21 protein-coding genes and 1 riboswitch are annotated in these 25,139 nt (G+C 40.3%); of the genes, 4 read left to right on the forward strand and 17 right to left on the reverse strand.

Annotation, left to right across the window (positions count from 1 at the left end; genetic code table 11):
• Positions 1-80 precede the first annotated feature (80 nt).
• From FNLLGLLA_RS09320 to FNLLGLLA_RS09350, 7 genes are all read right to left on the reverse strand, one after another.
• The gene (locus FNLLGLLA_RS09320; protein WP_174892400.1) at positions 81-365 is read right to left on the reverse strand and encodes a hypothetical protein; all 285 of its coding nucleotides are present in this window, start codon (positions 363-365) and stop codon (positions 81-83) included.
• A gap of 88 nt (positions 366-453) precedes the next feature.
• Positions 454-1,842, reverse strand: a complete 1,389-nt coding sequence (gene dinB / locus FNLLGLLA_RS09325) for a DNA polymerase IV (RefSeq protein ID WP_174892401.1) — start codon at positions 1,840-1,842, stop codon at positions 454-456.
• 2 nt (positions 1,843-1,844) lie between these two features.
• Positions 1,845-2,189, reverse strand: a complete 345-nt coding sequence (locus tag FNLLGLLA_RS09330) for an ArsR/SmtB family transcription factor (RefSeq protein ID WP_004694570.1) — start codon at positions 2,187-2,189, stop codon at positions 1,845-1,847.
• Positions 2,190-2,728: 539 nt separating this feature from the next.
• Positions 2,729-4,012 (reverse strand): adenylosuccinate synthase, encoded by a 1,284-nt coding sequence (locus tag FNLLGLLA_RS09335; RefSeq protein ID WP_004694568.1) that lies wholly within the window; start codon positions 4,010-4,012, stop codon positions 2,729-2,731.
• Positions 4,013-4,127: 115 nt separating this feature from the next.
• A complete protein-coding gene (locus tag FNLLGLLA_RS09340; protein WP_174892402.1) occupies positions 4,128-5,306 on the reverse strand; it encodes an MFS transporter in 1,179 nt (392 codons plus the stop codon).
• A gap of 230 nt (positions 5,307-5,536) precedes the next feature.
• Positions 5,537-6,832, reverse strand: coding sequence for an adenylosuccinate lyase (gene purB, locus FNLLGLLA_RS09345; protein ID WP_008714679.1), 1,296 nt, complete (start codon positions 6,830-6,832; stop codon positions 5,537-5,539).
• Positions 6,833-6,978: 146 nt separating this feature from the next.
• Entirely contained in the window at positions 6,979-7,926 is a 948-nt protein-coding gene (locus tag FNLLGLLA_RS09350) for a zinc metalloprotease HtpX (RefSeq protein WP_004698199.1), read from the reverse strand.
• 180 nt (positions 7,927-8,106) lie between these two features.
• On the opposite strand from FNLLGLLA_RS09350, the gene FNLLGLLA_RS09355 reads away from it, so the two are divergent.
• Entirely contained in the window at positions 8,107-8,517 is a 411-nt protein-coding gene (locus FNLLGLLA_RS09355; protein WP_004698294.1) for a hypothetical protein, read from the forward strand.
• A 154-nt stretch (positions 8,518-8,671) separates the two neighbouring features.
• On the opposite strand, the gene FNLLGLLA_RS09360 is transcribed toward FNLLGLLA_RS09355, so the two are convergent.
• The 7 genes from FNLLGLLA_RS09360 to FNLLGLLA_RS09390 all read right to left on the reverse strand — a co-directional run bounded on the left by FNLLGLLA_RS09360 (position 8,672) and on the right by FNLLGLLA_RS09390 (position 17,029).
• Positions 8,672-9,496, reverse strand: coding sequence for a hypothetical protein (locus FNLLGLLA_RS09360; protein WP_174892403.1), 825 nt, complete (start codon positions 9,494-9,496; stop codon positions 8,672-8,674).
• A 4-nt stretch (positions 9,497-9,500) separates the two neighbouring features.
• Complete coding sequence (locus FNLLGLLA_RS09365; RefSeq protein ID WP_008602049.1) at positions 9,501-9,905, reverse strand: ExbD/TolR family protein; 405 nt, start codon at positions 9,903-9,905, stop codon at positions 9,501-9,503.
• A complete protein-coding gene (locus FNLLGLLA_RS09370) occupies positions 9,902-10,507 on the reverse strand; it encodes a MotA/TolQ/ExbB proton channel family protein (RefSeq protein ID WP_174892404.1) in 606 nt (201 codons plus the stop codon). The genes FNLLGLLA_RS09365 and FNLLGLLA_RS09370 overlap by 4 nt, the downstream gene beginning before the upstream one ends.
• Before the next feature lie 301 nt (positions 10,508-10,808).
• A complete protein-coding gene (locus FNLLGLLA_RS09375) occupies positions 10,809-11,066 on the reverse strand; it encodes a hypothetical protein (protein ID WP_004698152.1) in 258 nt (85 codons plus the stop codon).
• Between the two features lie 360 nt (positions 11,067-11,426).
• Positions 11,427-12,680: a methylmalonyl Co-A mutase-associated GTPase MeaB gene (gene meaB / locus FNLLGLLA_RS09380; protein ID WP_174892405.1), complete on the reverse strand. Its 1,254-nt coding sequence runs from the start codon at positions 12,678-12,680 to the stop codon at positions 11,427-11,429.
• Positions 12,673-14,862, reverse strand: a complete 2,190-nt coding sequence (gene scpA, locus FNLLGLLA_RS09385; RefSeq protein ID WP_004694550.1) for a methylmalonyl-CoA mutase — start codon at positions 14,860-14,862, stop codon at positions 12,673-12,675. Before scpA ends, meaB begins: the two co-directional genes overlap by 8 nt.
• Positions 14,863-14,866: 4 nt before the next feature.
• Positions 14,867-17,029, reverse strand: coding sequence for a methylmalonyl-CoA mutase family protein (locus FNLLGLLA_RS09390; RefSeq protein WP_174892406.1), 2,163 nt, complete (start codon positions 17,027-17,029; stop codon positions 14,867-14,869).
• A 290-nt stretch (positions 17,030-17,319) separates the two neighbouring features.
• A riboswitch (cobalamin riboswitch) is annotated at positions 17,320-17,495 on the reverse strand.
• Between the two features lie 160 nt (positions 17,496-17,655).
• Here FNLLGLLA_RS09390 and rarD point away from each other — a divergent pair.
• A complete protein-coding gene (gene rarD, locus FNLLGLLA_RS09395; RefSeq protein ID WP_174892407.1) occupies positions 17,656-18,552 on the forward strand; it encodes an EamA family transporter RarD in 897 nt (298 codons plus the stop codon).
• Positions 18,553-18,645: 93 nt separating this feature from the next.
• Here rarD and FNLLGLLA_RS09400 read toward each other — a convergent pair whose 3' ends face one another.
• Positions 18,646-19,545, reverse strand: a complete 900-nt coding sequence (locus FNLLGLLA_RS09400; RefSeq protein WP_174892408.1) for a DUF3829 domain-containing protein — start codon at positions 19,543-19,545, stop codon at positions 18,646-18,648.
• A gap of 247 nt (positions 19,546-19,792) precedes the next feature.
• Here FNLLGLLA_RS09400 and FNLLGLLA_RS09405 point away from each other — a divergent pair, with 247 nt between their 5' ends.
• Together FNLLGLLA_RS09405 and FNLLGLLA_RS09410 are read left to right on the forward strand one after the other, a co-directional pair.
• Positions 19,793-19,969, forward strand: a complete 177-nt coding sequence (locus FNLLGLLA_RS09405) for a type II toxin-antitoxin system HicA family toxin (RefSeq protein ID WP_008714667.1) — start codon at positions 19,793-19,795, stop codon at positions 19,967-19,969.
• Positions 19,970-19,978: 9 nt separating this feature from the next.
• Positions 19,979-20,356, forward strand: a complete 378-nt coding sequence (locus FNLLGLLA_RS09410) for a type II toxin-antitoxin system HicB family antitoxin (protein WP_008714666.1) — start codon at positions 19,979-19,981, stop codon at positions 20,354-20,356.
• A gap of 425 nt (positions 20,357-20,781) precedes the next feature.
• Here the strand turns inward: FNLLGLLA_RS09410 and FNLLGLLA_RS09415 are convergent, their stop codons facing one another.
• On the reverse strand, positions 20,782-21,423 hold the full coding sequence (locus tag FNLLGLLA_RS09415; protein ID WP_174892409.1) for a tetratricopeptide repeat protein: 642 nt from the start codon (positions 21,421-21,423) through the stop codon (positions 20,782-20,784).
• Positions 21,424-21,902: 479 nt separating this feature from the next.
• Positions 21,903-24,725, reverse strand: a complete 2,823-nt coding sequence (locus FNLLGLLA_RS09420) for an FAD-binding and (Fe-S)-binding domain-containing protein (protein WP_174892410.1) — start codon at positions 24,723-24,725, stop codon at positions 21,903-21,905.
• Positions 24,726-25,139: the final 414 nt, after the last annotated feature.

Genomic DNA, 25,139 nt, shown 5'->3' on the forward strand with positions numbered 1-25,139 from the left:
AGCTAAATCTTTCTACCAAAATAAGCAAAAAAACACCTTGTTTCTACTAAGTCGTAGATCACAAGGTGTTTTCATTCAATTTATGCTGGACGACTCCAGTCGACTTGTACGTCGATAGCTTCCCACATACGTGTCAAAGCTAATTTAAAGTTATCCAAAGATTCCAATGGTTTTACGTTCAACCGTTCATACGTATCAAGACCTGTAGCATGTTCGATAGCATGTTCATTATTCAAGTAAGCGATTACCTTATCAACCCACTCTTGTTCAGGTAAATCTACGGACACTGTTTTTGTTTCTGTGTCATAGGACAAGAAACCATTGCTGTTTATGCCATAATGGATGGCCACACGAAATAAACTCATATCTATACCTCTCTTGCGGTAATTTATTAACACTACACCCATATTGTAACATGAACAATTATATTAGTGAAAGTATTCAATATAAACTTTATAAGTCCTTTTTGACGATCTTTTTAGGTTCTTCAATAGATGCCTCTGCATCCACGGCCGCTTTCAACTCTGACCGTTTCCTACGTATTCCATTGTCTCCGTGAAAGCGCTGCCATAATGCACCACTCATAACAGCAGTCTCACCAAATTTAGACTCTAACGAATCTAACACGCTAGCAAGCTTATCCTCTGTTTCATCCTGTGGGGAATCAAAGAGACTATCCTGCATAGGAACCTCCTCATCGAGACCACTCACAGTGAGACCTAATAGTCGTATAGGGCCAGGCGGATCCATACAGGTAATCCCTTTAGAACTACTACATTTAAAATTCGTAGAATTTACCTTTGTAGTGGCCCCTAACGGTTCCGTATCTTTCTTAGACTCTTTAGGCCGCTTACTCGTCTTATCCTGCATCAATTTATTCCACAGAATCAATGCTGTTTCAAAAAATACATATTCCTGGTCTGATGGTATATCTAGCCGCTTCTGCCGTGATACGGTGGTAAAATCATCATACCGAACCTTGATAGATACAGTATGTCCATGAAGGTTACGCCTCCGAAGCCGTTTCGATAGACGGTTTGCAAAATACCTAAATTCTAATTCAATAGCACGACCCTCTGTGAGGTCTTCTTCGTAGGTTTCCTCCGCTCCAATCGATTGTATCTTGCGATCTGTTTCAACAGGTCTATCGTCGATACCATTCGCCAGTTCCCATATGCGTTTTGCCTGATTCCCCACGAGAGGAATTAAACTACTTTCATCAGGCAAAGACTGAATATGACGCATCAGGTGAAAGCCACCGGCTTTCAAAATTTTCTCTGTCCGAGGACCAACACCCCAAATACGTTTAATCGGCAAAGGCGCCAGCACCTCTTTTTCACGACCGTATGGGATGACTACAAGACCATCAGGTTTATCTAAATCAGAGGCCAATTTAGCAAGAAATTTATTGGGTGCTAAGCCTGCAGAAATAATAAGTCCTGTTTTCTCGAATACACGATCTTTAATGGCTCGCCCTAGCGCTTTAGGGCCACTATACATGGTAGACATGCCACTCACTTCAAGAAAAGCTTCATCAATAGATAGAGGCTCAATGTAAGGGGTAAATTCGTTCATAATGGAAAAAATTTGGTTCGACACCTCTTTATAGCGATCCATTCGAGGATATACATAGATCCCATCAGGACAGAGTTTCTTAGCCCTCGAGATTGGCATCGCAGAGTGAACACCAAATTTTCGGGCCTCATAGGAACAGGTAGCTACGACACCACGTGAAGAAAGACCACCCACGATTACGGGGTGGCCTTTATACTCTGGATGATCCAGTTGTTCTATGGACGCGAAGAATGCATCCATATCAACATGCATAATCCAACGTCTCATTGTTACGCTTCTTTTTCGTGCTCAGAAATGCGGCAGTATTTAATTTGCGCGCAAATGCACTCATCTTTAGTTTTGTATAATTGAGGGAGAATATCTAAAATATCCGCAAATGTAGCTTCATTAATGGAGTAACGCGTCCATAAACCATTACGTTGAGAGTTAACTACACCTGCATCAATTAAGATTTTCATGTGGTAACTCAACGTAGATTGAGACAAATTGAAGCTCGCTAAAATATCGGCTGCACATAATTCATTGCAAGACAACATATCGATGATGTGTAATCTTGTTTCATCGCTTAATGCCTTAAAAATCGTCGCTAAACGTTCGTAAGAAACTTCAACCATATCTTTAACTCCTCAGATCCTTATCAAAAAATATCAATCTACTTCTTGGTACTATTATATACTATTTCTTAATGTAAATCTATTTTTTTCTTTATATTTGTATCTTAATAATTTATTATGAATACAAAAAAATTATAGATAAGTAAATTTTGCCTCATTGTAAACTAATTTAAGCACGTAGCTATTTGTATAAAATGAATATTTTAAACAAATTTTTATTTGATAGATTTATTTGAATATACATTTTTCTGCATATATAATAATTATACTCTATTATTTGTTATATATTTCTCGATATACTCACACTCTAATAACTATAAAGCATACTTCGATATACCGCACTACTGTAGCAACCTAAAGGATTAGATATAGAGGATCCACGTTTGTATTCTGCATCCATTCAATACAAAAGACCCCTCTGTGAGGGGTCTAATCTGTATAATTCTATAAATCGATTGCATAGCGAAAAATGTTAAAATATATAACACTCTATCAATGCTACCAAATGCAAATTTTCTATTATATCAAATTAGTATAGCTTAGAATACATTTACTAAATCGATAGTTTGGCTGCGGTTAGGACCAACAGATACAATGCCTAAAGGCACGCCTGTTACTTCTGCAATACGTTCTACATATTTACGAGCATTTTCAGGCAATTTATCATATTCACGGATACCAGAAATATCAGTTTCCCAACCTGGCAATGTTTCGTAAACTGCTTCACAAGCTTCAAGATCTTTTAAATTAGCTGGGAACCCTTCTACGTCTTTACCATTCAATTTATAACCTACGCAGATCTTCAATTCTTTAAAGGTATCAAGAATATCCAAACGTGTAATAGCTAAGTAATCAAGGCTGTTAAGACCTGCTGCGTATTTTACAACCATGAGGTCTAACCAACCACAACGACGAGGACGACCCGTTACAGTGCCGAACTCATGACCAAGTTCACGGAGATTATCGCCAGTTTCGTTAAGAAGCTCTGTAGGGAATGGACCTGCACCAACACGTGTAGCATATGCTTTTACAACACCAAAAATATTTTTTAAGTAGTTAGGACCCACACCAGCGCCTGTGGAAGCACCACCTGCAATTGGATGAGAGGATGTTACGAATGGATAGGTACCATGATCAAGGTCGAGCATAGTAGCTTGAGCACCTTCGAATAATACCTTTTTATCCTCTTTTACAGCTTTAAGGACAGCCGCATTAGTATCTGTTACATAAGGTTTCAAGGCTTCAGCGTATTTGATGTAATCCGCTAAGATTTCATCGTAGCTAACAGGTTCAGCATCGTATACCTTAGTAAGCATTTTATTTTTGAACTCTACATTGTACGCTAATTTTTGTTTGAATGTTTCCATATCATACAAATCGCAGATACGGATGCCGATACGATTGATTTTATCAGCGTAGCAAGGACCAATACCATTTTTAGTAGTACCGATTTTAGCATCCCCTTTAGATGCTTCTTCCGCAGTATCTAGAGCGATATGGTATGGCATAATAACATGTGCACGGTCGGAAACTTGAAGGGATTTAGCAGATCTGCCTTGCTTTTCAAGGCCTTCAATTTCTTGTAGCAGAACTTTAGGGTCGATAACAACACCAGTACCCACGATATTTTGTTTGTTATCGTATAAGATACCACTTGGTAAAAGGCGAAGTGCAAACGCTTTATCATCAACTACAACAGTATGACCCGCGTTATTACCACCTTGACTGCGCACCACAACATCCGCACGTTCTGCGATCCAGTCAACAATTTTACCTTTCCCCTCGTCACCCCATTGAGTGCCGATAACCATACTAGTTGCCATATCTATATCCTCCATATGAAAGTCTAAATAATTCAATATCATTATACAACAATGTTCGGATTCTGTGAAAGTATTTATACAAATTCAATCTTTAGTTTCTTCCCAAACGCATGGGCTATTTTGGTTCTTTTAACCAAAAACTCATCAATAAGCCTATAACACCTACCGGTATCAAGGTCATCAATGCCGTTTGTACGTCATAGATATCTGCTAGATGTCCTACATAAGGTGCCACAAGGCCACCTAAGGTAATACCAAGACCTAGCGTAATACCTGATGCAAAGCCTGCATTTTTTGCAAGGTATTTTTGACCTAGTACCGTAATTGGTCCGTATTGTGAGAATACACCAAAGGCCATTGGAATCATGGCACCGAAAAAGCCACAGATGTTAGGCACAAAGATAAATACTAAAACAGAAGGCAAGAAAATCAGATTACCTAAGCGCACAGTTTTAAGAAATCCCAGACGGTCAGATAAGGCCCCGCCCATATAGGTAAGAACGGCACCCATCGCAAAGTACGCAGTAAGGGCCAAACTAGATGCACTGGCTTCACCTTTAATAACGGTAATATACAAAATAGGAATAAAGATAGCCAATACAGAGAAGAGTATAGATCGAGAAGCAATCACAAAAAATAACTTACCGAAGCTCACCCAATCATTTGTACCCGCACTAAGAACCTTAGCACGGCTTTCACGGTTACCAGTATCAGCAGAATCAGCAATATCAGTATCATCGGTATCAGCTTCACCCTCGCCCATAAAGGCATAGAGATATAGCAATACGCCGAGTAGCGCGATAATCGTAAATACCCAAAGGAATTGTCCCCCAAAGACATATACACCCCCAGCGAGGAGAGGTCCAAGTGCAAAGCCAGCGCTACCACCGACTGCAAAGCGCCCCATGGCGTTACCGATTTCATGAGATTGCGTACGATTTACCAGTAGAGCTGCCTCAGGATGGAATAACGCAGCACCTACCCCGGCCAAGAGCGACAAAGCAAGAATCATTTCGTAACTCGTAGCCAATGCCATAGCGCTAATCGACACAAGAGTCACCGTAAACCCAACGGGAATAAACCAGGGTACGCGCCACCGATCTGCCACATAGCCCAATACGGGCTGTGCCACGGAAGCCACCACGGTATTACAGAAAATGATGGAAGCCGATTGATAATAATTAAGGCCAAAGTTAGCGATAAAAAACGGTATGAGGGCCGCCAGCGAACCTTGACCAAAGTCATTAATACAGTGAAAAATAGGCGGTCCGTACTTCCGTATAATACGTTTCATATAACCTCCTAAAACAAATAGATGGTTTCCTAATGTAAGACGAGTATATAAAAGCCTGCTAGAAAACTAATTTATAATTATCTGTTAAAATAATATACTTCTATCTAAAATGGCATATTGCTTTCAAAACCAAAAAGGTAGATATAGCCAACACCTAATGCATGTACCATAGGCTTACTGGTCTATACCTACCCTAGTCTTTCATATGTTATGTGGGAAGTACCCTACAATTATAGGCCAAAGCGAGCCATGATTGTATCTACATGTCTTAGCAATTTATACGGATCAAAGCATGCATCGATTTCCTCATCAGTCATGTACTTCTTAATGTTTTCATCAGCTTTTAAACCTGTTGCGAAATCTTTGCCTTCAAGCCAGCGTTCCATAGCATGTTTTTGAACCCAACGATATGCTTCGTCACGTACCGCACCTTTGTCTACAAGGTGTGTCAAAATTGTTTGGCTAAATACGAGGCCCCCTGTAAGGTTAAGATTTTTAAGCATAGTTTCAGGGTATACCAACAATTTATCAATGGTTCGGATTGTTAGGTGCAACATATAATTTAACGAGATTGTCGCATCCGGCAAGATAACTCGTTCTACAGAGCTATGAGAAATATCGCGTTCATGCCACAATGCTTGATCTTCGTAAGCAGATTGTGCATAGCCACGAAGTAAGCGAGCCATACCGCAAATTCTTTCACATGTGATAGGGTTGCGTTTATGAGGCATCGCAGAGGAACCCTTTTGTTTAGGGCTAAAATATTCTTCTGCTTCGCGCACCTCTGTACGTTGTAAGTGACGGATTTCTAAAGCGATTTTATCCAATGTGCCGCCTACAACAGCAATAGTGGACAACAATTCAGCGTGACGGTCACGTTGCACCACTTGTGTAGCAATTTTAACAGGTTCAAGACCTAATTTTTCACACACATATTGTTCTACGAATGGATCGATATTGGAGTATGTACCAACAGCGCCAGACAATTTACCAACGGCAACGCTTTTACGCGCATGTTCCATGCGTTCAATATCACGTTCTACCTCTGCCATCCACAACGCCAATTTCAAGCCGAATGTAGTTGGTTCGCCGTGGATACCGTGGGTACGGCCAATCATAGGTGTGTATTTGAACTCAGCTGCACGACGACGCAATACTTCGTGCAAACGCTTTAAATCATCAATTAAGATATCACAGGCTTGTTTCATCATATACCCAAGCGCCGTATCTTTCACATCTGTAGAGGTAAGACCAAGATGGATGTATTTAGCCGCTTCAGGACCTACGTATTCGCCCACTGCTGTTACGAAGGAAATGATATCATGATTCGTTTCCTTTTCGATCTCATGAATGCGCTCAACGTCGAAATTGCCCTTTTCCCGAATTGTTTTCGCCGCTTCTTTAGGAATGACGCCCAACTCAGCTTGTGCCTCAGAGGCGAGGGTCTCCACCAATAACATTGTGTCGAATTCGTTGCGTTCGCTCCAAATATGGCCCATTTCTTCTCGTGTATAACGTGGTATCATGATGTCTCCTTTGCATGATAAAAGCTAGATTTATAGGATTATTGTACCATATGTGAAAGCTCCATTCAACGAACGGAACTAAATTTTCCGAATGATAATTATATTAATTTTACTTATTGTTCGTATTTATTAAATTAATTATCACTTTAACGATTTTCTTTAAGACTTTGCTTGAGATTATATACCTCTATCCCTTCATTGATACGTTGTATTCGCTTAATCATTTTTGGATGAGTAATAAACAAGCGACTGAAAAATCCTGTACTTTCACAATCATATAATTCACCATTCTCTAGAATACCAATTTGTTCAGTAGCAAGTCCTAATGAAACTAGACCATCACGCAGCTCCCGCCCCAAACCAATCGAAACGGCATAGGCATCAGCAGCATACTCTCGACGACGGCTATCAAAATAATAGGTAATCCACTTCGGTAATAGAAGTACATATTTCACGATTGCAATCATAACGATAAGAATTAATTGAATAATACGTACTACGATATTAACAATTGGTATAATAGCCAGTATATTTAAAGCAAAATTTAGATATATTACAAGATTTAAAATTAATTGCCCTAGTCGATCCATAGCATAGGTAATGGTTAAATAGATAGTATCACGATGCCGTAAATGGCCTAATTCATGGGCAAGAACACCTAATAAATGCCGTTTATCTAACGAATACAAGGCTCCTGTATAAATCGTAATGTGATTTAATCCAGATGCAAAGGCATTAATTTCCTCATCTGTACGCATGCGCAATATCAGTGAGTTACGTGCTACACCGCTAAATGCACATAATTCCTCAAACAGCGGTTCAATATATTCAGATTCTTCTGCATTTGGTTTTCTTTCACCTTGCAATACATGGACAATCCAACTAAAAGGTGGCAAAAATAATCCGATGGCCACAATAATAGGCAACGCAAAGGATATAATAATATATACATCGAGCTTATCCACTAAATGTAGCGGTTTTATAAGCCAGTCCCATGAAAACGGATACACATATTGAACTACAGATTCTAAAATAGGAAAAAATACAAATACAATAATAACATTAACAATATAGGTAAGAATAACTTGAATCATAATCTCTCACTTTGATTTCTCATATAGTTATATAGTAATAAATTAATTTATAATATATCATAGCTATACATTGTGATATATAATAAACATACAGACTAAATGTACTGCGAATAATTGCTCAATCTATACACGAGCTTTATACTAATAGTAACAAACATTTCTACTATGGGGGAGGCTTTCATGGCAACTTTAAATCGTAAGGAACGCCGCGCACAGCGCAACGAATCTAATACTATAGGTATTCTATTACGTCTATTCTTTGGGCTCAGCTTTATCGGCTTGGCGGTAGTCCTTTTTGGCGAGTTTGATTATAACTTTATCTTCTCCATCTTTACGGCAGACATCGTAGTATCTTTAATTTACGTAATGACGAATAAATCGCGTATTACTACATCCTTAGCAGTAAACACAAATGTACGCGTTATCATCGCATTTCTCATCATGTTGATTACCATGTTCTTCTATGCTTTTGCATTGTGGCGAGCTGATCAATTCAGCACTCCTATGCAAGTCACATTATTCATCGGCGGCGCCATCGTATATCTAGCCGTCTTCAACTCCACGAAAACAATACTTACCAATCAAAATTAATACAATACATATAATTAATCCTTGAAATATAACTCAACATGACTCAGATAGAACAAGTATTTCATAGTAATACATAGTATCAATCAATACAATCATTTTTTACAACCATAACAAAGAGGCATATCCCATACTAATGTATGTAAGATATGCCTCTTTATTGTCCTAATACAACAGGAACCGCTAGATATACAGGTTCCCCTCTTCGATTGATAATAGAACCACTGCTTTTAACAATGCGTATTGCTTCCTCTTTGACTGGTTGCGGCACATCTTCTGCGATGAGCGGTGTATGTTCTCCTACGATGACATGTCCATTAACGTCAAAGTTAACGCGCACTACAACCTTACCTGTTACGATTGACCCCTTCCCCTGTTCTTGTACAGTTCGTAAATATTCTTGGGGGTTGATATCCGACTTTTGTAAAAGCGCTTGTTGACCTGGTGTTAGGAGTCCCCACGCAAGATCAGATAGGAAGGATAAATCACTAGCTTCGGCAAAGCCGTTTCCATTGGCATTCGGATCAGATGTTATATCCTTACCCATAGGAGCATTGTCAGGTTTAGAGAATTTCCCGTCTTTGGAATCATTTCCACCCGTAACTACAGCTTGTTCATTATTAGTCGTTTCCGATTCTATGGCCTTTGGAACGGCCCATTCACGACGAGCATTAGATGTAGTCTTATTGGCATTTAAATTGTGAGCACTTTCATCACCTGTATTTTCCGTTACAAGAGGATCTGCCTTAGGCGCAGGCCCTTCTGGAGTCGGAGGTTCAACCGGTGGCTTATCCTTAGGTATAGGCTCAATAGCCGTAGTTTCCGCATCACTATCCTCAGGCAGATGAAAGCTAACCTCTGCAGCATCATACGCCACACCGGTTCCAACGATGCCACGCAAGGAAAACCCCATGCCAGAGATAAGCATGATGGTAATGCCTAAAGATACAATAAAAGGTTTCAGATAATGTGATTCAAACATGGAATCACTTCCGTTCCGTAGCGACGCTAATATATTTAGCACCGTTCACCTTGAGCATGTCCAAAAGCTCGATAACATCGTTATAATATACATCTTTTGAAGCACGAATCACAAAGGCCTGTTGAGGTGCTTGTGTAACGATAGATTTGACCTCTTGCGCCAAGCGATCCGAAGAGATTTCCTGATTATCGATATATAGCGTGTGCGTTGTGGTTAAGGTAATGGTGATAGGTTCGATAGATTTCGCCGTAGACGACGATGCAGATGGTAAATTTAGCGGAATTTGTTGCTCTGTATTCATATACAGCGTGCCTACCATGAAAAATACCAATAAAAAGAATACGATATCAATCATGGGAATAATCATGATGGTAGGCTCTTTTTTAACCCCTAATGTGCGTCGTCTCATATATCATGTTCCTCATTGTACGCATCAAGGATGTTGCCGCACTCATGCTCTAATGTCGCCACAAAATCGTTGACCTTCGCCGCACAGTAACTGTGAAAGCCAAGGGCAATAATGGCCACGGTCAAACCTGTAGCCGTTGCCACCAAGGCTTCAGAAACACCACCTGTAATAATGGTCGGAGCCCCAATATCGCCACCTACCACGGCAAACGCACGAATCATACCGAGGACCGTCCCCAGCAACCCCAATAACGGAGCCATTGTTACAATCATGCTGAGCCAACTAAGGCCGCGTTTTAAACGTTCATCAGCGTACGACACTACATCTTGAAGGCGGTTTTCCAAGCCATTATAATTCTTTGCACTGCGGATAGCACGGGCAAATAAAGAACCAAGTTCCTCTGTATCCCGTTCCAAAACACTTGGTAACATAATCCAAGATTGGTTTTTCTCTAAGACCTTATTAAAACGGTGCAAATCCTTTGTAAACTTGCGATATAGAAAGATACGTTCAATGCCAATCATCAAGGTAAACAGTAAAAAAATCACCAGCGGATACATAACAAATCCACCAGCTACAAATAAATGCGCTATACTACTCATACTAACCTCCAAAAGCCACATACCTTTAGGCTCTATCCGGGTTAATTATACCACGTTTTATTCCACCAAAAACAGATATAGAGCGTAAAACCACAACATAAATAGATATAGGACGACTTGCAAGATAAATATAGACTATTTCGCTAGATAGACATAAGCTAGCTAAAGTCCATAGGATAAAATTAGGGTTATAGGGCAAAACCAACACGTTTTGTCCTATAACCCTAAAATTAAAATACAAAAAGGCTGCACTAGAAATGATATACATTCTAGTGCAGCCTTTTATGCGTTCCTAAATAGATTAGTCTTTTTTTATAAAGCCTACAATGAAGCCACCTACTGACAGTGCAATGCCTAAACCGCTACAGAACATGCCAATAGAATACCACAATGTGTAAGATTGGTTATTCTCAGAAATCGCCTTTGCTGCCGCTTGAGCATTTGTAGCATTTCTCGCAATTTCCAAATTAGCCGCCCCTGGATCTGGATTTAATAATAGAATCGCAATACCAATAATTAGAACGACTACACCTACAGGTAATAATAATTTTTTGTTCATTTGAATGCCCCTCTCGTAACATTAAACGATTAATAAATAATATAACTTAATTATACACTGATTTTTGCATTTTAAAAAGATGAACTTATATATTAATCATCTTTTATTAGACAATTAATAGCAAATAATTAGTCGCAATTAGTTATTATGACATAGAAAAAGGCATAGTATGCAACTACTATTGGTCCAAATCCAACAGTGAACATTGATACTATGCCTTTTACAAATACATCTGTAGTTATATCGAAATGCATACGATTGCTAGTGGAGTGCGTATTAAGATAAGTTATGCCGGCTTATCTAATATATATTTAGCAATACGATTATATTTAATAATACAATATGTATTTACCGATCTACTTATTGTAAAGACTTATCGAAAACGCCAATAAGTTCTTCAACGGCTTGAGATTCGCTCATTTCACCGTCTAAGACAGCGGCTTCGACTTCGCCCATGCGACCTTGAATGACTACATTGTTAAAGAATAGGTTGTGCAAGTGTTCGTCAATCATATCGCGTACCCAACGGAGGGATTGTTCTTGACGACGTTTTAAGAAGACCCCATTTTCTTTGCCTTGTTCAGTAAACTCTTGGATAACATCCCACAATTCATCAAGGCCATCCTTTGTAACAGCTGAACATGTATAGGCTTGAGTCTTCCATTTTTCCGTAGCTGGACGGATATAATGTAACATCCGATCGTAATCACTACGAGCAATGAGTGCTCGTTTGAGATTATCTCCATCAGCCTTGTTGACCACAATAGCATCAGCAAGTTCCATAACGCCTTTTTTGATGCCTTGCAATTCATCGCCTGCCCCCGTTAAAACGATGAGCATAAAGAAGTCTACCATGGAACGCACGGTAACTTCGCTTTGCCCAACCCCAACGGTTTCAACGAGAATAATATCGTACCCAGCAGCCTCACAAAGTAGCATAGTTTCTCTACTTTTACGAGCCACACCGCCTAGTGTACCACCAGCTGGCGATGGACGAATATAAGCCTCTGGGTGTTTCGTCAACGTTTCCATCCGCGTTTTATCACCCAAGATACTGCCTTTTGTGACTTGGCTCGTAGGGTCTACAGCCAGTACGGCAACCTTGTAACCCGCTTCAATGAGCATGTTACCGAAGGCTTCAATAAACGTACTTTTACCAGCCCCAGGCACACCAGTAATACCGATGCGCAATGCCTTGCCCGTGCGAGGCAATACGGCTTGCAACACTTGTTGAGCTAGTTTGAAATGGTCCTTATTATTACTTTCTACTAATGTGATAGCCCGTGAAAGTATAACGCGGTCCCCCTGCTCGATACCGCGTACATAATCAGCGACAGTCAATTTCTTTCGCCGCTGTACGGGACGTACCGCTGGAGCCAGATGAGCTGAACTAGATAAGAGGCCGTCATGCATTTCCTTGACGCCTTTCATTACGTGACACGCGTAAGTATCATCTTTCTTCGCTTCTTTTGGCACCCAGTCGGGACGATAGGTACTACCCTCGGTGCTTGCGTTTTTTACACCTAATTCAGGGGCTTTGCCTTCACCAGTGGTGAAAGTTGCGTCCTGTGTATTGCGCAATTCATCCGGAGTAGGCCGTTTGTTATCAGTCATGAGACTCGTCTTGAACGTGACTAGTCAATGTTTCTAGTAATTTTTTCGCCGCTACTGGCAAAACTGTACCAGGGCCAAAGATAGCCACTGCGCCATGTTCGCGTAGGAATTCATAGTCCTGAGCAGGGATTACGCCGCCGATGGCAACTAAAATATCTCCACGGCCCCGCTTGTTGAGTTCCTCTACAAGTTGAGGCAATAATGTCTTATGCCCCGCCGCAAGAGAACTAAATCCGACAATATGAACGTCATTATCCACCGCATCTTGTGCTGTTTCTTCTGGAGTTTGGAACAAAGGTCCGATATCCACGTCAAAGCCCATATCCGCGAAGGATGTAGCGATAACTTTGGCACCACGGTCATGACCGTCTTGGCCCATCTTCGCAATCATGATACGAGGGCGACGACCTTCGAGTTCTTCAAAGTTATCTGCCATTTGGCGTACTTCTTTGATTACATCGTCATCTTCAAATTCGCTGGAGTATACACCGGAAATAGAGCGAATAACCGCTTTATGACGACCGCATACCTTTTCAACAGCAAAGGAAATCTCACCCAAGGATGCACGAGCACGAGCCGCTTCAAGTGCAAGGGCAAGCAAGTTACCTTCACCCGATTCTGTAGCCTTTGTGATCGCTTCAAGACATGATTGAACCTTTTCTTCATCCCGGTTAGCACGCAATTGTTCGAGACGACGAATTTGCGCTTCCCGTACAGCTGTGTTATCTACGTCGAGGATATCCAATGGATCTTCTTTATCTAGACGATATTTATTGATACCGATGATTGCTTCACGACCAGAGTCGATACGAGCTTGGCGACGTGCGGCAGCTTCTTCGATACGCATCTTAGGAAGCCCTGTGTCGATAGCTTTCGCCATACCGCCAAGGGATTCGATTTCTTGGATATGACCCCAAGCGCGACGAATCAATTCATCTGTCAACGCTTCTACATAGTAGGAACCGCCCCATGGGTCGATAACCTTACATACCTTAGTTTCATCTTGGATGTAAAGCTGAGTATTACGCGCAATACGTGCAGAGAAGTCCGTAGGCAACGCAATGGCTTCGTCAAGTGCATTCGTATGTAGAGATTGCGTATGACCTAATGCGGCACCCATCGCTTCCATACATGTACGAGCCACGTTGTTGAACGGATCTTGTTCTGTAAGAGACCAACCAGATGTTTGGCTATGTGTACGAAGTGCCATGGATTTAGGATTTTCAGAGCCGAAGCTATTGATAATCTTAGCCCACAACATACGAGCCGCACGCATTTTTGCCACTTCCATGAAGTAGTTTTTACCAATTGCCCAGAAGAAGGACAACCGTGGTGCGAACTGGTCAACGTGAAGGCCTGCATTAACACCAGTACGGATATATTCAAGACCATCGGCCAATGTGTAACCTAATTCGATATCTGCAGTAGCGCCCGCTTCTTGCATATGGTAGCCAGAAATGGAGATACTGTTGAACTTAGGCATGTACTGGGATGTGTACGCAAAGATATCACCGATAATACGCATGGACGTAGCTGGAGGGTAAATATAGGTATTACGTACCATGAACTCTTTCAAAATATCATTTTGGATTGTACCAGCCATAACCTTTTTATCTACGCCTTGTTCTTCACCAGCCAAGATGTAGAACGCCATTACTGGCAATACGGCGCCGTTCATTGTCATGGATACGGACATTTGATCAAGAGGGATACCGGAGAATAGAATTTCCATGTCGAGGATGGAGTCTACTGCAACACCCGCTTTACCAACGTCACCTACTACACGAGGATGATCGGAATCATAACCACGGTGAGTAGCAAGGTCAAAGGCGATAGACAAACCTTTTTGGCCTGCTGCCAAGTTACGACGATAGAACGCATTGGATTCTTCCGCTGTGGAGAAACCAGCGTACTGACGTACTGTCCAAGGACGAGTAACATACATTGTGGAATAAGGTCCACGCAAGAATGGAGGTACACCAGCCATATAGTCAAGGTGTGTCATTCCTTCATAATCCATCTCTGTATAGAGAGGCTTTAGTTGGATTTGCTCCATTGTTGTATTATATAAATCTTCAAAGCTTTTTCCTGTTTCTTTTTGAAGTTCAGCAAGCCATGCATCGCGAGATGTTGCTGTCTGAGATCCCAAGCCAAGAGAGGAGAAGTCTGGATTTTTAAACATGAGCTCACATCCCTTTCTTATCTTGTAACGTATTCAAGATTTCGTAACAATTTGCACGAACAGAAATGAAGTCGTCCACGCCAGCTTCACGGTATACAGGTTCTAAGTCCTTAGGAGGTGCCCCTGCTAAAATAACCGTTACATGCGGCATCGTTTCTTTCAATTCCTTAGCGAGTGGTGGTACCAATTCTGGATAGGTATCATCTGTAGAACAGATAACAACTACATCAGCACCACTTTCACGAGCAGCTCTCGCCGCATCAGCCGTTGTTTCATGGCCATCATTTTTGATAACTTCAAAAGCCCCTACTTCGAAGAAGCCTGTGGAGAAGTCCGCACGAGGTTTATGTTGAGGGATTGGCCCCATATTGGCCAAGAATACCTTCACATTATCTTTCGTACGTTGTTTATAATTCTCAGTGCGCATGCGAAGTGCTTCAAACTGTTCAGTCCAGCGATGGGCTGCAATGGATTCAATTGTTTCGGATGCAATATCGCCAGCATCTAAAGCCTTCCGGATTTGACGTATTGTTAATTTTTGTAATGCACCGAGTTCAATAAGGCCAATCAAAGCGCCTGGTTCCGTAGTACCTGCTTCTAGGGTAGCCTGTGCTTTCACAACAGCATCTGGCTCCGCACTCGCCAAGTACTCTTCGATTTGAGCAACCCGTTTTTGACGCAATGTTTCTTGATTTTCTGGTTTTGGATCAAGCAATTCTTCAGTCATGTTCGCATACATGTTGTTACCTACAGCCACATCTCTGCGGAATGCAAGGTTTTTGAAGCGTTCATCAAGAACTGCTTTAACTTGAGCTTGTGGATAGCCTTCTTTCAAAGCTGCTACGATACCACCTTTACCCTCAATAGTTTGGAACTCAGCCCAAATTTTTTCGCATAATTCGGCTGCCAAGGTTTCCACATACCAAGAACCACCTACAGGGTCCACTGGTTGACGTAACTCGAACTCAGTTTGCAACATAACTTGGATGTTACGGGCAATACGACGAGAGAAATCGTCAGCTTTGCGAATTGGTTGATCGAATGGGGACACTTCAAGGCTATTCAAACCCCCTACAACGCCAGAGAATGCTTGTGTTGTATTGCGCAACAAGTTTACATATGGGTCGTATACAGTTTTTGTGAAAGCCGATGTTCTGCCGTGTACATGAACGGCACGGTCAGCTTCTTCTGCACCGAAGGCCTCCATAATGCGAGCCCAAAGCACGCGCAACGCACGTAATTTAGCAATTTCCATGAAGAAGTTTGCACCCAAGGAGAATGTAAACATCATGCTGTTAGCAATAGTGTGAATATCGATGTTACGTTGTGCTAATTGACGCACATAGCAAACTGCTGTTGCCAATGCATACGCAACCTCTTGCACATCATTAGCGCCACCATTAGCGTATACATCGCCAGATACGAGTACAGTTTTAAGCTCTGGAGCTTGCTCTTTAGCCCATACAACAGTATGTGCCATTTCATCAAAGGCTGTATCTAAAGACATATGCAATGTACCATCTTTAGCCCAAACACCAATAGGGTCTGCACCAACGAGACCTTTCAAGTCAGAGGTTTGTTTTTTAGAGCCTTTCACCGTAGCGGCTAACATACCGAGCAAGATAGCTGCAGAAGCACCTGTTTCAATATATAAAGGATTTTCCTTTAAATTAAAGCGCTCAATTAATTGTCTACAATCATCCATAGTAGACAGAGATGTACCGCCGATACCAACAGCTGCGCCTACTTGCACATCTTGATCATGGCGTGTTGCTTCATCAAGGCGAATATTGTGAATGGTGCCACCTTTTACAATTTCGTATAAACTTGCATGATTAGCATCCTTAGGAAAGGATTCGTCTACATATTGGGATACTCCCCAAGAGTCTTTAATATAACCACTTGCCTTTGTGCCACGTAGGAACTCACCTGCCCCAGGGTATACACCCTTTGGAATTTTTTCTCCATGCAATGCAGGCGTATAAATTGGTTGTAACGTAATTCCCTCATAGGTTTTAGTGAACATCTTCTTATGGAAGTCGCCACCTTTTAACGCTTTTTCAACCTCGGCCTGCCATTGTTCATACGTAGGTTTCTTAAACTCATCAAAGGATACAGGTGCTAATAAATCGCGTTCAGCATCCTTTGAAGTCTTTTTGTCAGACATATATGTGCCTCCTTTTCAACTCGAAACCATACCGAGAAACAGCGCACCGTACCTGCGAATTGTTAGATATATGAATCACTCGAGCTTTATCTTATTGGACCACATCAACCTCAAAATGTGTCCATCTGTTTAATATCTATAAAACCTGATTCCTATACTCAACATCCACTCTAAGGGCAATAAAAAACGTGCCACCTAAAGTGACACGTAAGGTTTCTTATTGAAAGGTACACTAAAAAATACTGTAGCCAGCATACCCCAATCCCCTTCCTATCGCTCGTAGGTACATAACGGTGATTATCAAATAGGCAGTTCTCCTGGCTCGGGATCATCACCTCGCTTTCGCCTTCCCAGATTACTCCAGTGACATGTATGAAAGCAGACTCATCCTTACAGTGGCGGGACCGCATCGGCTTATACCGATTTCTCTATTAAGTCTTGCGACACCTATTCTCTATATTCGTTGTTCTAAGTCCAATATAGTGTAACAATATGCACAAAGTCAATGAACATAACATTTAATCATAAGTGCCAAAATCAAAGTTATAACTGAAAATCATATGCAATAACTAAAACGCATGACTTGAGTATTAGTGATATAATAAATACTATCACGAGGAGGCATTATGGAGCATACAAGTAAAAAAGGGTTAATCACAGCCCTTAGTTGTTATATAATTTGGGGCTTACTCCCTCTATATTGGGCATTATTAAACCATGTTTCACCGTATAATATACTGGCACAACGCATTATCTGGTCAGGTATTTGCATGGCGATCGTTGTATTTGGCCTACATTTTAAACAATTCAAAAAGGACTTTCAATTACTAAAAGAACAACGTTCACAACTATTCCTACTTTTAGTTGCGGCAGTCATCATCAGCATAAACTGGTTCACCTACATTTGGGCCATCGCCAATAATCAAGTTATGAATACGAGCCTTGGCTATTACATCAACCCACTCTTCAATGTAGTATTAGGTGTCATCCTATTTAAAGAGGTTCTATCCATACCGAAAAAGCTGAGTGTCCTCATCGCTACCATCGGCATCGCCTTACTCACCTATCAAGTGGGATCCTTGCCATTAGTGTCGATGATTCTCGCCATTTCCTTCGGCCTCTATGGAGCCGTAAAAAAGAAACTACTCATCTCTCCCTTTACGAGCATCGCCTTTGAGGCCTGGCTATTAACACCGCTAGCCTTACTATATACGACCATGGTCGATAATACCGTGTGGTCCTATTTCGGCACAAACTGGTATACAACCATGTTGCTCATAGCCTGCGGTCTAACTACATCTGTCCCATTGGTTCTATTCTCCTATGGTGCACAGCTATTGCCGCTTAACCTACTAGGCTTCTTGCAATATGTATCCCCTACCATTGCCTTATTGCTAGCCATCTTCTACTTTGGTGAAAGCTTTGGCACACCACAGATGATCGCCTTCGGTTGTATCTGGATAGCCTTAGTATTATTCTCCTTATCGAGCCAAATTACAACACGCATTAGCCTAAAAAAGTAAGGTATATCCTATATATCAACTAAAAAGCTGTATCAAATGATACTCTCATTTGATACAGCTTTCTTTTATATAGACGTATTAATCTAACTTATTTTAATCTAACTCATTCATATTGGTCGTATTCAGATTAGAAATGTAATGGTTATAGGCCTCAATCATACGATTATAGTCATTATCTTGTTTCGAACCCATATAGGTACGGATTGCACCAATCGTAGAGTTTACAGAGGTCTTAACAGAATCATACTTAGGACTAGTAATACCATTTGATACATCACCAATAGATTGCAACTCTTGATTGATAGCATTTACATCTAGTTGTTTTTCACTATCGATCTTTTCTAGGACCGCAGTAAGTCGCAAATGAACCTCTTGTGCTGCAGCTGCATTTTTCTTGCCTGCATCACGCAATTGTTGTAACCGTTGTTGCAAGCGGTCCGTATTGATTTTATGCATAACATTATCAAAGTCAGCATAAATAGGAACAAATTGTTCATACAATTGAACATATTTAGGACCTAATTGTTGCTCCTTAGCATAGTTATCTGTGGTATACCCTTTAGATTTATAGTATGCATCGAGCTCTTCGGCCACCGGTGTAATTTCATTCAATTTTGAAAGCAACTTATCTAAAGGCTCCTTCATTTCATCATAAGGAATACCGGCTTGCTTAGCCTCTTCTAATTCTTTTTGTAGCTGCTTAAAGTTCGGCGCATTAAATACAGTTAAATGCTGCCCAGCTTTTAACTCATTAAGAGTTGGCGTATTCGCATAATCAAACATGACAGCCATGCGATTGTATCGGCTTACAGCTTTCACATATTGATTAAATAACTGCACCTGATCCTGCTCAGACCGCTGCGCAATTTCCTTACGGCTCTGTTCAGTACCCTGCCATAGCTCTGACATACTACAACCGCTCAACAACAATGGGGATGTCAATGTCGCCGCACACGATACAGCCATTGCTACCTTTTTACCGAATAGTTTCATGATGAATCCTCTCCTTCCATCAATACACAACCTAATTTATATATATTAATTATATACTAATATGATTTTTATGAATAGAATTAATATATAAAGGTCATTTATCAATTTTGTCAAGTGACTAATAGAATCAAGGGTGACCAATGGTCACCCCTATTTTCCTTTATATACTGTTAGACTATAAATAAGAATGTATAACTCCTAATAATTGTTTTGTACGTATACACGTGTTATCATAAAAGGAGAGAATATGAAGGATAAGGATTTACTTAAATTATTACTGCAAAATGGCTGGAAGGATGTACGGCAACGAGGTAGTCATCATCGTTTAAAAAAGGATGATCAAGTTGAAGTTATTGCCGTACATGGAAAAGATGTACCTATCGGTTTATTAAATGCCATTTTGAAACGTACGGGACTAAAATAAGGAGGACCTATGAAATTTATATACCCTGCCATAATCCATGATGATGCCGATGGTTTCTGGGCCGAATTTCCAGATCTCGAATACACTAGTAGCACCGGCTCAACACTAACAGAATTAATAACCAATGCACAAGAGGCTATGGAACTCTATATATTAGGAGCTTTAGAAGATGGACAAACTCTACCTACCCCCACATCTATTCGTAGCTTACCATGTACCGATACAACATATCCTACATTAGTGCAAACAGATATTGATTTAGCTAAAAATAGTAAGTCCGTAAAGAAAACCCTAACGATTCCTGCCTGGTTAAACGATAGAGCATTAGCTAAAGGAATTAACTTTTCTCAACTTTTACAAGAAGCATTAGTAGAGAAAACAATGTAATTTACATCATCAATTGCTCAGTAAAATTAGAACTATTGTCCATGCAATAGATGCTAAGGTTAGTAATAGTATACAGATCATCCACAAGATTATTACAAAATAGAGCAGTAGCTTGAGTACATATAGTACATCAAACCATATACTATGTTGGTCCTCTAGACGGTCCATATAGGCACTAAGACATCGCACCAAATAGGGCGGTTTAACATTAGGATTCAGTTTTTTCCAATAAAACACCAAATAAGGCATAACAATACACCCTACCACCACTATATAGCTAAGGAAAATTGGTGTTTCAATATTGTACCGAGTCATAAACCCTGACCAGTCTACAACCATTAGACCGCCAAGGTATAGAAAAATAAGCCAATATATAAATCCTATCACCTTTATAATAAGGCGAATCATCTGTTTCACATCCATGTCTATAATCCTACCAATGTTTTAAATCGCCTATTATTGTGAAAGCGTTCAAAATGGTCTTGTTCGGCTGCAACGGATTTTACAGAGGGATCAATTTTTATAGCCTTTTCTAGCCAATCAAGGGCCTTAGTATCATCCCCTTGGTCTGCATAAATGGTAGCAATACCATACACAGACCAGGTGTTACTAGGGTCCTTTTCCAATACCTTTTCAAACCATTGTTTAGAATCGTTTAACTGCCCTTGCAACTTATAGACCATGGCCATATTATAGTAATTAGCCACATTGTTAGGGTCTAAATCATAAGCCTTTTTAGTATCTGTCAAACCTTTAGCCGCATCACCGTTTAATGCTGTTGCAAAGCCACGTACAGAATAGGCTTCTGCATTATTAGCATTATCCTTAATGGACGCTGTAGCTTCCTCTATGGCTTTCGCATACTCACCAGCGGATAAGGCTTGCTTTGCTGTAATTAGATGTCCATCTTGCTTGGTAGTCGCTTGGCTGTTTCCCGCAGCAGATGTAGAGGAACCAGTAGCAGAACTAGTTGCATTTGATTCTGTTTTATTACTATTCGTATTTTGATTCAACCCACATCCCGTAAGGGCTATTATTAAAAGAAAGAAAAGCACAACCTTCTTCATTAGAAATTCTCCAATCATTTATTATATACAAGACTCCATAGCATGATGATATAATATAAAATACCTCCCGAAAGGAGGTGGTATATTGCAGGAGCTGTTTTATGCACTCTGGGGCACCTTGCTTGCCCCTATTATTGTTGCCTTAGTTGTAATTACCTACAGCTACTGGCTTAACAATAAAAACAAAAAATAAGCAAGAAAAAGGACGAGCTGCCACTCGTCCTTTTTTTGGTTATATTGCAGGTAATTTCATACACTCTACTACCTACGTTTAGTATACCACATTTCTTAGAAAAATAAAGAATTAGCAATAAATCTCTTAAAACTCCTAAAAAAAACTATTAGTAGTTTTAACATAATTTACGAGCAATATTAAAGCAACATTAACATAAACTACCAGTTACTTTAACCCAACCTACTAGTAACCTTAGTGTAAACTACTAGCAACATTAACGTAAATAGCAATAGATATACAAGACTTATTTCTTAGCCTTAGAGCAACGGTCCAATAGGAATGCAACGCCAATGAATGGGATGCCGCCGTTTTCACCAAGGCCGATTTCACAGGTAGAGCTGGAGCTTACGCCTAGTGTTGCACCGTATTCAGCGATTTCAGCTGCAAGGTCTTTGGTAGCACATTTGTTGAGTTCTGGTGTGAAGAACCCTTTTTGACCAGCAAAGCCATCACATGCAAAGGATTTAATGTTGAATACATGGTCTGTGCATAGACGAGCCAAATCTTCAATATATTGAGATTTATTCAAGGATTTGATCTTACATTGTTTGTGTACAATTACGCGTTCATCGCATTTTTCAATGTCGAGATGAGGCACAACGTATTTGCACAAGAATTCAGAAATATCGTTGATTTCTAAGTCTGGCATATGTTTAAAAGCATGATTAAAGCATGCACTATGGTCAATCACGATTGGGTATTTACCATTTTGAGATGCTTTCATCAATGCATCGTGTAAGTCTTTCACAGCACGCTCATGAACGTCATCGTAGTTTTCAAAGCTCAAGCCACAGCAGAGGTTTTCGATATGTTCAGGGTAGATAATATCGATATGGGCCTTGTTGCAAAGGCTTTCCACTACTTGTTGCAAGCTGCGTTCATCGTCGTAACCTTGATTAGGTTTGAAAGCGCGGTTCGCACAGGTACTGAAGTATACAACCTTTTCAAAATTAGTCGGTTTAATACGGCTTCTCAATCTGTAACGATTGGCCTTAGGTGTAGTCTTAGGAATGTACGGAGTAATACCTGTTACACCATGTAAGCCTTCTGTAATCTTGGAAATCGCTTTTTGTGTAACGATAGAACCTGCAATACCTTCGAGACTTACGCCGGCACGAGCCATTTGAAGTGTAGTAGGGAAATTATCGTAAATCTTCTTAGCTAATTCCGGTGCTGGAGGATCGATGCGGCGCATGGATAATGCAATTTGAGCAGTATCGATGCTGAGCGGGCAAAGACCTTTACACATGGAGCACGCAGCACAGGTATCTACACCAAAATATTCATAGCCTTTTTTAAGTTCCGCAGCCAATGTGAAATTGCCTTCGTTTTCAAGGCGTTTTGTTTCACGCAACAATGCAATACGTTGACGAGGAGTCAATGTTAAATTTCGGCTTGGACAATGTTTTTCACAGAAACCACATTCCATACAGATTGTAAAAGCATCATCGATAACGCATTGAGCTTTAAGATTTTTCTTATACACATCTGGGTCATCAGTAATGATAACATCAGGATTCAAGATACGTTCAGGGTCAAAGATAGCTTTAATACGACGGTTGATTTCGTACGCTTTACGCCCCCATTCCATTTCAATAAACGGTGCCACCATACGGCCTGTACCATGTTCAGCTTTTAAAGAACCACCGAAGCCAGAGACGCGTTCAGACATTTCTTTTACCAAGTCACCGAAGTTCTTAGTATCTTTAGGATCGCTGAAGTCAGGTGTAATGTTAAAGTGAACATTACCAGATAACGCATGGCCAAAGATCACGCCACCGTCTACGAAATCGTATTTATGGAATAATTCGGTAAGCATTTCGATGCCCTTAGTGAAGTCTTCGATTTGGAAACATACGTCTTCTGTAATAACAGTGGTGCCTTTTCTACGTTGACCACCAACGATTGGCAAAATGCCTTTACGGATAGCCCACCAAGAATCGTATTCTTTAGAATCTTGGGAGTAAAGACTTGGAATAGCTGTTGGAATATCTTTCAATTTATCTTTAATAAAAGCTAAGTTTTCATCGACAGTTTCTTTGGAGTAGCTTTCAGTTTGGAACAAAATAGCACTTGTACCTTCAGGAACTTCGCGAACGAAGTCAGGCACATTGTCTAGCGCTTGAACGGCCTTAAGGGATTGATAGTCCATCATTTCCGCAGCAACAACCTTGTCACGACCCATATTAGCCAAGGCTACAACAGCAAGAGATGCATCATTCAATGTTTTAAAGAACATGAGACCGCAGCCTTTATACGGTACGTCCTCAACAGTGTTATATACGATTTCAGACACGAAACCTAATGTACCTTCAGAACCGATGAACAAGTGGTTGATGATATCAATAATATCTTCAAAATCAACAAGGGAGTTCAAGCCGTAACCTGTGGTGTTTTTGATTTTGTACTTATGGTGAATCAAGTGTGTCAATTCTTCATCGGCCAAAATATCCTTACGCAATTGTAAGATATCCTCTACCATTTGAGGTTTTTCTTTAAGGAATTGATTAATACTCTTTTGGTCAGACGTATCAAGGATGGAGCCATCTAATAATACAACGCGAATGGACCGAATTGTTTTATAAGAGTTTTGCGCCGTACCACAGCACATACCAGAGGAGTTATTATTCAAGATACCACCTACTAATGCTGTGGCAAGCGTTGCAGGATCTGGACCAATTTTACGATTGTACGGTTTCAATAAATCATTCGCATCGGAACCGATAACACCGCATTCACATTTTAAGGCTTTCCCATCATCAATAACTTCCATTTTCTTGAAGCCATCATTACATACGATGAGCACATCTTCACTGGAGCATTGACCAGACAAGGAGGAGCCAGCCGCACGGAATGTAAATGGGGTCCCACATTGTTGACACAAACGAATAAGTCGTCTTACTTCTCGTTCATCTTCAGCTTTAACAACTACCTTTGGTAAATAGCTATAGCAAGACGCATCAACGCCATATGCATAACGACGTAAATGATCGGTGTATACGCGACCTTTACAAATCTCATTTGCCTCCTTGGCAAAACGTTCATAATCTCTAATAAGTGTACTCACTTCTATTTCCTCCTATCCTTTCTTAAGGAATCTATTACTTTTAGTATACGCCGTTCTCATTCTCCTCACTATAATTATGCATAATTTATATCTCTTCTAACAAAAATCGATATGCATTACCCTTTTATTCCCTCAGTTGAAAGTACATCTCATTAGCATTATCATGTACCCATTTTTCCTCATATACAATCAAGAATCCTTATTTATTAAGCATGTATAGATATAGTCAGTAATTATATGCTAAAACCTCTCTAAATAACGATTCGTACTACCTATAATTCTATAGTAAATACATTACTAACATTATGCATAAAAATAGTATGATTTATATATTTTAAATTCTTCATTCTCATTTATAGCTCTCTATGACTTTTAGTTATACCCTTTTATAAAATGCTGAAAATACAGAAAGCC

Source organism: Veillonella parvula (genome assembly GCF_902810435.1).
Classification (GTDB): Bacteria; Bacillota; Negativicutes; order Veillonellales; family Veillonellaceae; genus Veillonella.